The organism is Mycobacterium sp. SMC-17 (genome assembly GCF_045310915.1).
GTDB lineage: Bacteria > Actinomycetota > Actinomycetes > Mycobacteriales > Mycobacteriaceae > Mycobacterium.
Map to the genome: position 1 here is coordinate 1 of NZ_JBJIAK010000132.1, position 2,013 is coordinate 2,013.

The 2,013-nt window shown below is 63.8% G+C and carries 1 protein-coding gene and 1 pseudogene; one reads left to right on the forward strand and one right to left on the reverse strand.

Translation table 11 applies throughout. From position 1 onward, the window contains the following. The first annotated feature begins 317 nt into the window (after positions 1 to 317). Positions 318 to 1,610, forward strand: a complete 1,293-nt coding sequence (locus ACJH7A_RS30370; protein WP_110201936.1) for an IS4 family transposase — start codon at positions 318 to 320, stop codon at positions 1,608 to 1,610. Positions 1,611 to 1,738: 128 nt separating this feature from the next. Here ACJH7A_RS30370 and ACJH7A_RS30375 read toward each other — a convergent pair. Beyond that, positions 1,739 to 2,013: pseudogene (locus ACJH7A_RS30375) on the reverse strand (hypothetical protein); the annotation flags it as partial.

Sequence of the window (2,013 nt, forward strand, 5' to 3'; positions counted from 1 at the left end):
CGCGGGCAATGGCGAGATGTCCGACGAGATCCTGAGCGCGGGCCGCGAGGCGACGCTGGGACGCGCCGCTGCGGCGAAGGCACCTGCGAAGAAGAAGGTGAATTAGGAAATTCGCTTCCCCAACGTCGTCCCGGCGAAGGCCCTAGGGCATGCACACATCTAGTTGGGTGGGGATTCCCGAATCGGTATTTCGTGTGATTCATATTGCGGCACTTCGGCTTTGGCGGAGGTGTCGACATGCTGGCGCAAATTGACTGGTCATTAGGTCGGTTCGGGGATCTCCGCCTCGATAAAGGGGGGCGGCGCTCGTCGAATGCATGGTCGCGGGCAAGGATGTCTGCCTGCGACGGCTGGCAGGAGGCATGCGTGCCCGGGAGGTGCGCTTCAACCGCTTTCTCGGCAATGCCAAGGTGACGACGACGCGGATAATCGAAAGCTGGAGCGATGGTACGGTAATGGCGGCCGAAGGCCGCCATGTGCTGGCGATCCAGGATACCAGCGAGATCAATTTTGCCACCAAGGCACAAAACCGGCGTGGCTTGGGCGAGATCGGTCATGGCAACACCCGCGGGGTGTTGCTGCACCCGATGCTGGCCGCAGACGCGGAAAGCGGCTGCTGCCTTGGCCTGTTGCACGGCGAGATCTGGACCCGCCAGGGCCGCCGCACCGTCTCGCACGACAATCGCGATCTGAAGGACAAAGAATCGCAACGCTGGATCGCGACCGCTCTGGCAGCCAAGCCGCTGTTGGCGAAGGCTGCGATGGTGACCATGCTGGGCGACCGCGAGAGCGACATCTTCGCGCTCTACGCCTGCGCCGCAGAACACCAGTTCCACGTCATTGCCCGGAGCATGCATGATCGCAAGCTGGCGGATGGCTGTGGCCTGTATGCGGCCAGCGAGGCCATGACCAGCATCGAACAACGGACCATCGTATTGCCTGCGCGAGCACAACGGCCTGAGCGGGCTGCGCTTCTCGATCTGCGCTTCGGCGCCGTCGAACTGGCCCGACCGCAAACCAAGTTCCTGCGCCATCTGCCGAAAAGCCTACCCTTGATCCTGGTCGATGTGCGCGAGATCGAGCCGCAGGCCGGGATCGAGCCGCTGCACTGGCGGCTGCTCACCACGCATCCGGTGACGAATGCAGAAGAGGCCTGGCGCATTATCGAATGGTACAAGCGGCGGTGGCTGATCGAGCAGTTCTTCCGCATCTTGAAGACACAAGGCCTCAAGCTCGAAGACAGTCAGATCGGGACCGCCGAGCGGCTTCTCAAGCTGGTCGCGATCGCGGCCAAGGCGGCAGTCATCTCCCTTCAGCTTGTGCAGGCGCGCGATGGTCGCGACAACCAGTCTGTCCGAATTGCCTTCAATGCTGGGGAAGTCGCTACACTTGCCGCCCTCAATCGCAACCTCGAAGCCCAAAGCAAGCGGCTGAGAAACCCGCACCCGCCTGACAGCCTCGCTTGGGCCGCCTGGATTATCGGCCGGCTCGGCGGCTGGGACGGCTATCCATCGTCCAAACCGCCGGGCCCCATCACTATGAAACACGGCCTGCAATACTTCCACGCCGCAGCCGCTGGATGGTCCCTCAGAGATCTGTGCATGCCCTAGGGCTTTCGCCGGGACGACACTGAGTTTGTTTTCGAATCACGTGCCAAACACGCGGCGTCATCACCCGCGCATGCGGCGCCCGGTCGAGCCGGGGCTTCGCACGCCCCGGAATGACGAATGAGGGAGGCTTACACCATCCGATACGTGCCGCCGATCACCGGATCGCCATCGGTTGCCACGACCCCGCGCGCGACCAGGTCTTCCAGATGCGCCAGCACGGAATAGCCGGCGGCATTGGCGAGGCGCGGATCGAGCCCGATATAGATCGCCCGCACCATGGTCGGGATGTCGGCCTCGCCCTTGCCGAGACGGTGCAGGATCGAAGCCTCGCGCGCCCGGCGGTGCCGCGCCAGGAAGCGGACGTAGCGCGGGCCCTCCGGAATCTCCGGGCCATGGCCCGAGA